Genomic DNA, 6,624 nt, shown 5'->3' with positions numbered 1-6,624 from the left:
GCCGACCCGGGGCTGACGGCGTCGCGGACCCGACCCGTTCGCCGGTGCCGGCGCATCCCGGCGGGGGTGAACCGGGGGGACGCGGCCCGGGGCTGCGGGGAGGCCCGGCGGCGGGTGCGGCGCAGCCTGCTCGTCGCGATCGGGCGCGCCCGCCGGGCTCGCCCTGGTGCTGGCGCTGGTCTATTACCCGCTCGCCACGGCCGGCGCGGTGCTGGACCGGGCCGGCTACGAACGGCTGCGGCTGGGTGAGCCGCGCGACGCGCTCGGGCTGCCCCGGCGGCAGGCCGACCCGCCCGCGACCGGTGCCGCGCCGGGCTGCGAGTTCTACACCCGACGGCAACTTCCCGTTCGCCCAGGCGACCTGGCGGCTCTGCTTCGCCGACGGGCGGCTGGTCAGCAAGGAGCAGATCGCACCATGAGCGACGACCACGACCGCCCGCTGCGGGTGGTGCTCGCCGACGACGAAAACGCTGGTCCGGGCCGGGGTCCGGGCGATCCTGGCCGCCGACCCCGGCATCGAGGTGGTCGGGGAGGCCGAGGACGGCCTCGCGGCGGTCGAGCTGGTCCGCGCGCACCGCCCCCGGGTGGCGCTGCTGGACATCCGGATGCCCCGCTGCGACGGGCTCAGCGCGGCGGCGCAGATCCGCCGGCTGGTGCCCGAGACCGCGGCGGTCATGCTCACCACGTTCGGCGACGACGACCTGATCGCCCGCGCGCTCGGGCACGGCGCCGCCGGGTTCCTGCTCAAGTCCGGTGACCCGCGCGAACTGCTGGCCGGGGTGCGGGCGGTGGCCGAGGGCGGGGCGTACCTGTCGCCGCGGGTGGCGCGCCGGGTGATCGAGCTGAGCGGCGGCCGGCTGGCCCGTGGCCCGTACGCGCGGGACCGGCTGGCCGGGCTCACCGACCGGGAACGCGACGTGCTGGCGCTGGTCGGGGCGGGACTGTCCAACGCCGAGATCGCCCGCCGGCTGCACCTGGTCGAGGGCACCGTGAAGAGCTATCTGACCAGCGTCTTCACCCGGCTGGACGTGCGCAACCGGGTGCAGGCGGCGATCCTCGCGTACGAGGCGGGGCTGGTTCCGCCCACCGGCTGACCAGCCCCGCCCCGCGTTCCTCAGGCGTCGCGCCGGGACAGTGCCCACCGGCCCAGCGCCAGCGCGGCGGCGGTCCAGGCGGCGAGCACCAGCAGCCCGACGGCTGCCGGGTACGGCTCGGTGTCCCCGGCCAGGAAGTGGTTGCCCGCCACGCCGGGGAACGCGTCGGCGATCCGGGTCAGCACCGTGATGTCCGGCTCCTGCAACGACAGCGGCACGATCATCAGCAGCGCGAACAGCACTGTCAGGGCCAGCACCGCGCCGCGCAGGGCGGCCGCCAGGCCGAGCGCCAGCACGCCGATCAGCGCCAGGTACGCCGCGGCGGCCACCACGCCGGCCACGGTGCCGCCCAGCGGGGCGCGGCCCCACTCGCCGAGCACCGGCCGGGCCGTCACCGCGCCGACAGCGCCGAGCAGCAGCCCGAGGCCGAACGTCACCGCGCCCACCACGATCGCCTTGGCCGCCAGCACCCGGCCCCGCGACGGGGTGCAGCGCAGCGTGGTGCGGATCGTGCCGGTGGCGAACTCGCTGGTGATCGCGAACAGGCCGAGCGCCAGCACCACGTACTGGGTCAGCTCCAGCGACCCGGCCACGATTTCGCCGACGCCGACCACGCCCGGGTTGTTGGCCGGGTCGTCGTCGGTGTTGGCGTTCTGGGCGTAGATGGCGAGCTGGGCGCTGGTGGCCGCCATGGTCAGCACCGCCGCGAGCAGCGTCCACCAGGTGGAGCGGACCGACCAGAGCTTCGTCCACTCGGCGGCCACCGCCCCGGTGAGCGGATGCCCGGCCGGAGCGGGCCGGGTGGTCCGGCGTGCCGGGTCGAGCGTGGACGGTGCGGTCATCGGGTCCCACCTCCGGTCGAGCCGGCGGCGTACTCCACGCTGTCGGCGGTCAGTTCCAGGAACGCCTCCTCCAGGGAGGGTGCGACGGGGGTCAGCTCGTGCAGCCGTACCCCCATCTCGTGCGCGAGGTCGCCGACCCGGCCGGCGGTGCTGCCGGCGACGGACATCCCGCCCTCATCGGCGGTGACAGTCGCGCCCTCGGCGGCGAGCCGGTCACCGAGCGCGGCGAGCGCGGCCGGCTCCGGCCCGCGTACCCGGACCGACGCGGCGGGCCGGGCGGCGATCAGCTCGGCCAGCGGCGCGTCAGCGACCAGACGGCCGCGTCCGAGCACCACCACCCGATCGGCGGTCTGCTGCATCTCGCTCATCAGGTGGCTGGAGACGAGGACGGTGCGCCCCTCGTCGGCGAGGCGGCGGGTGAACCCGCGGATCCACCGCACCCCGTCCGGGTCGAGCCCGTTGACCGGCTCGTCGAGCAGCAGCACCGGCGGGTCACCGAGCAGCGCGCCGGCGATGCCGAGCCGCTGGCCCATGCCCAGCGACAGCGCCCGGCCCGGCTTGCCGGCGGCGCGGGCGTCCAGGCCGACCAGGTCGAGCACCTCGGTCACCCGCCGGGCCGGTACGCCGTTGCTGCGCGCCATCGCCCGCAGGTGCGCCACGCCGGAGCGGGCCGGGTGCACGCCTGTCGCGTCGAGCAGCGCGCCCACCTCGTACAGCGGGTGCCGCAGCGTGCGGTAGTCCCGCCCGTTGACCAGCGCCTGCCCGGCGGTGGGCCGGTCCAGGCCGAGCACCATCCGCATGGTGGTGGACTTGCCGGCGCCGTTGGGGCCGAGGAACCCGGTGACCTGGCCGGGGCGGATCTCGACGGTCAGGTCGTCGACGGCCGTCACGGCGCCGAACCGTTTCGTCAACCCACGAAGTGTGATCATGCGGCGACGCTATTGGGCGGCGGTGGCGCCACACTGCCGTCGAACGGCAACGGCCGACACCGACTTTCGTCAGGTGCGACGGACCACGAACGCGTCGGGCATCCGGAACGTCAGGTTGTCCGGGCACCACGGCGGACGCACCACCGTCACGCCGTCGAGCAGCGCGGTGGCCTCGGCGACCACCACGGCGGCCTCCATCCGGGCCAGCTGCGCGCCGACGCAGCGGTGCGGCCCGGCGCCGAACGCCAGGTGCCGCCGCGAGCCGGGCTGCCCCGGGCGGAACTCGCCCGGCGCGCCGACCACCGCCGGGTCGCGCCCGGCGCGGGCCAGCCACGCCACCACGCTGGTGCCCGCCGCCACCGGCAGCTCGCCGAGCGTCGTGTCAGCCGCCGCCACCCGCCGCCACGTGACGATCGGCGGCTCCAGCCTCAGCCCTTCTCGACCACGTCGTCCACCGCGACAGTGCCGGTGCGCAGGCCGGCCCGTACCGCCGGTTCGCTGGACAGCCGGTGCAGCAGCAGGGTCAGGAACTGCGAGGTGGTCTCCTGGCCGGCGACCAGCAGGAAGAACAGCGCGCCGACGACCACGTCGGGGGAGTGCCCGGCGTCGCGCAGCCGCGCGGCGAGCCCGCCCCCGGTCGCGGCGAACTCCCGCAGCACGGTGTGGAACCGGCCCACCTCGGCAGCCAGCGCGAGCTGCCGGGCGGAGTCCAGCGGCGCCCAGAACAGCTCCAGCGCGGCCCGGGCGAAGTCCTTCACCGCGCCGACCGGCGCGTCCGGCAGCTCGACCAGCCGGGCCAGCACCAGCAGCGGCAGGTCGGCGGCGAGCCCGGCGTACAGGTCGACCGGGCGGCCCTCGTCCAGCGTCGCCGCCAGCCCGGCCACCCGCTCCCGGACCAGCCCGGTCAGCCACTGGCGCTGGGCCGCCACCCGGTGCGGGTGCAGCGCGTCGGCGACGATGCCGCGGATCTCCGGGTGGCTGGCGCCGCCGTTGTTCGCCAGCGTCGGCGGCAGCCGGAACCGGTGCCCGGCGAGCACCCGCAGCGCGGCCACCGGGATCGGCGTGACCGCGTCGAGCGCGTTGTCCGGCCGGAACGTCACCGGATCGGTGAGCACCTTGCGTACGAGCGCGTGCCGGGTCACCACCAGGTGCGGCACGCCGACGTGGTCGACAACGGTGGCCGTGTCCGGCCACTGCCCGTCGACGGACTCCCCCCAGCCCCGGAACAGCACGCGGTAACGCTAGCGGCGGGCGCCCGGCGGGTTCGGGTCCAGCTCCCACACGGTGGTGTGCTTCACCCGTACGCTCTCCAGCGCCTCGGACACCGGCACGTCGTACGCGGCCAGCTCGTGGAAACGCTCGCGGGGCAGGAACGCCCGGCCCGGGTCGCCCACCAGCACGCGGGCGCCGGAACGGGCGGCCCGGAGCAGGAAGCGCAGCATCCGGCGGGCCATCGCCTCGCTGTAGAAGACGTCCCCGGCCAGCACCACCTCGGCGTCGCCCGCGTCGGCGTCGAGGATGTCGCCGAGTTCGGCGTCGACGCGTACCCCGTTGGCCTCGGCATTGAGCGCGACGGCCGCGACGGCCCGCTCGTCCACCTCGACGGCCCGGACGGCGGCCGCGCCGGCGCGGGCGGCGGCGATGGCGACCAGGCCGGAGCCGGAGGCCAGGTCGAGCACCCGGCGGCCGGCGACCACCTCGGGGTGGTCGGTGACGTAGCGGGCCAGGCCCTGCCCGCCGGCCCAGGCGAACGCCCAGAACGGCGGCGGCTGGGCGCTGCGGAACTCGCCCTCGGTCAGCTCCCACAGGCCGATCGGCTCGTCGGCCTGGTGCAGGCGCACCTCGGGTACGAACGCCACGGGGGCGAGGCGGGCGTGCAGCCGGACGAACGCGGCGGACAGCTCGGACACCGGAGAATTGTGTCCCACCCGCCGGCCGGGCCCGATCCCGGGCGTGTCGCGGCGGGGCCGTGACCGGTTCACCACGCTCGGTGAAATGGCCCCCGTGTTGTGGCGTTGGATGCGAACACGCCCGTCTACCGGCGTGCCCGGCGCGCTCCTAGCGTTGCCTGTGGACACGACCGAGGGTGAGGAGGCGTGGTGAGCGGGTGGCGGCACACGCTACGGATCGGACTGGTGCTGACCTTCGTGGCCGGGACCGGGTACGGGGGAGCCCTGCCCGCGCGGGCGGCGGCGGCCTTCTCCACCGAGTTGAGCGGTCTGCCGGACGAGTTCACCGCCGGGAACCGGGTGGAGACGCTGTCCGCCGTGGTGTCCCGCTCCGACGGGGGCGGCTGTGTCAAGGTGCGCTGGTCGATGTTGGTGCGGGTGCAGGGCCTGCGGCTGGACCAGCTCAAGGTGGACCGGGTGGAGGACAGCGGGTCGTTCCCGCTGGAGATCCGCACCGAGGGAGACACCGCCCGGCTCACCGACCGGCAACTCGACCCGGGTGTGCTCTGCCCGGGCCGGACCGTGACCGCCCGCTACCGGGTGGCGTTCGCCGAGGACGTCGCGCGCGGCCGGGTGAGTTTCGCCGCCGAGGCGTACGACCCGCAGTTGCGGCTGCTGGCCCGGCGGACCGCCTCGCGTGAGGTGGTGGGGGAGGAGGCTTCGCCGACCCCGGCGCCCACCAGCGCGGAGCCCTCGGAGACGCCGAGCGAGGAGCCACCCACCGACGACCCGGTGACCGACGAGCCGACCGACGCGGCAGTGGTGGAGCCGCCGCCGCCCGGTGGTGTGGCCGGACGCCCGGTCGCGGACAGCGGCGGCTTCGGCCTCGTGCAGGCCGCGTTCCTGCTCGGCGGGCTGCTGCTGTTCCTCGGCGCCGGGTTGCTGCTGCGGATGCGCCGCCTGCTGCGCCCGGCCGCCGTCACCGAACCGGAAACCCTGCCACCGCCCTTCGAGCGCCCCCGCCCGACCTGGCCCTGACCGGCGGACCCGCCCGCGCGGGCCGGGGGCGGGGCCCGGTCAGTCGAGCTGACTGGGTTCGAGGCCCAGTTCGCGGGCGGCGACGAGGCGGATCCACTCGGCGATCTGGCGGCGAGTGATCACCCGCTCGTGCACCGCGAGCTGGACCGCGAGGCCGTCCATCACCGCGCTGATCCGCCAGGCCGCGCCGGCCGGGTCGGGGCAGTCGAACGTGCCCTCGGCGACCCCGTCCGTGATCAGCGCGGCCAGGTCCTGCCGCCACCGCAGGTCCAGCCGCCGGGAGAGCTTCTCCAGTTCCGGGGTACGCAGCGACTCCGCCCAGCCGTCGATGCGCATCGACCAGGAGGTGGCCCGGCCGGCCGGCGCGTACAGGCGCAGCATGCGGCGCAGCTTCGCCAGCGGCGGCGCGGAGGAGCGGAGCACCGCGTCGAGCTTGGCCAGGTCCTGCTCGACGGCGTACGCGAACGCCTGCGCGAGCAGTCGGTCCTTGGTGGCGAAGTGGTAGAACACGAGGGCCTGGCTCACCCCGGCGGCCTCCGCCACGTCGGCGGTGCGGGTGTTGGCGAGCCCTCGTTCCGCGATCACCTCACAGGCCGTACGCAGCAGCGCGTCCAGGCGGATCTCGGCGGCTCGTCTCGTCACGGCGTTACGGTAACCCATCCGCATGACCACGGGGAGTTACCGAAGCGGCTGGTCGGCGGGCGGGCAGTCGGATGCCGGACACTCGACGCGCCGGTCTGCTTCCGCAGGTGGGAGCGCTCGCCGGTGCTCTCGGACGGAAGCCACCCAGGCTCCTAGGAAGCCGAGGGGGAGCGGGGTCCGCCACCACCGG

General features: G+C 75.8%; 5 protein-coding genes and 2 pseudogenes. 2 read left to right on the top strand and 5 right to left on the bottom strand.

What is annotated here, in order from left to right; all coding sequences use genetic code 11:
* The first annotated feature begins 415 nt into the window (after positions 1 to 415).
* Positions 416 to 1,094 (top strand): annotated as a pseudogene (locus MCBG_RS11705) (response regulator).
* 20 nt (positions 1,095 to 1,114) lie between these two features.
* Here MCBG_RS11705 and MCBG_RS11700 read toward each other — a convergent pair.
* From MCBG_RS11700 to MCBG_RS11685, 4 genes and pseudogenes are all read right to left on the bottom strand, one after another.
* A complete protein-coding gene (locus MCBG_RS11700) occupies positions 1,115 to 1,936 on the bottom strand; it encodes an ABC transporter permease (RefSeq protein ID WP_051611178.1) in 822 nt (273 codons plus the stop codon).
* A complete protein-coding gene (locus tag MCBG_RS11695; protein ID WP_043325584.1) occupies positions 1,933 to 2,865 on the bottom strand; it encodes an ABC transporter ATP-binding protein in 933 nt (310 codons plus the stop codon). The genes MCBG_RS11700 and MCBG_RS11695 overlap by 4 nt, the downstream gene beginning before the upstream one ends.
* Before the next feature lie 69 nt (positions 2,866 to 2,934).
* Positions 2,935 to 4,097 (bottom strand): annotated as a pseudogene (locus MCBG_RS11690) (cytochrome P450).
* A gap of 9 nt (positions 4,098 to 4,106) precedes the next feature.
* Positions 4,107 to 4,775, bottom strand: a complete 669-nt coding sequence (locus MCBG_RS11685; RefSeq protein WP_043325583.1) for a class I SAM-dependent methyltransferase — start codon at positions 4,773 to 4,775, stop codon at positions 4,107 to 4,109.
* A 189-nt stretch (positions 4,776 to 4,964) separates the two neighbouring features.
* On the opposite strand from MCBG_RS11685, the gene MCBG_RS11680 reads away from it, so the two are divergent.
* Complete coding sequence (locus MCBG_RS11680) at positions 4,965 to 5,792, top strand: hypothetical protein (RefSeq protein ID WP_043330513.1); 828 nt, start codon at positions 4,965 to 4,967, stop codon at positions 5,790 to 5,792.
* A gap of 39 nt (positions 5,793 to 5,831) precedes the next feature.
* On the opposite strand, the gene MCBG_RS11675 is transcribed toward MCBG_RS11680, so the two are convergent.
* Positions 5,832 to 6,434 (bottom strand): TetR/AcrR family transcriptional regulator, encoded by a 603-nt coding sequence (locus tag MCBG_RS11675; RefSeq protein ID WP_043330511.1) that lies wholly within the window; start codon positions 6,432 to 6,434, stop codon positions 5,832 to 5,834.
* Positions 6,435 to 6,624: the final 190 nt, after the last annotated feature.

Source organism: Micromonospora sp. M42 (genome assembly GCF_000568915.1).
GTDB classification, from domain to species: Bacteria; Actinomycetota; Actinomycetes; order Mycobacteriales; family Micromonosporaceae; genus Micromonospora; species Micromonospora chalcea.
The sequence above is the reverse complement of the archived record's forward strand: the minus strand, read 5'-3'. Positions and strand labels throughout refer to the sequence as shown.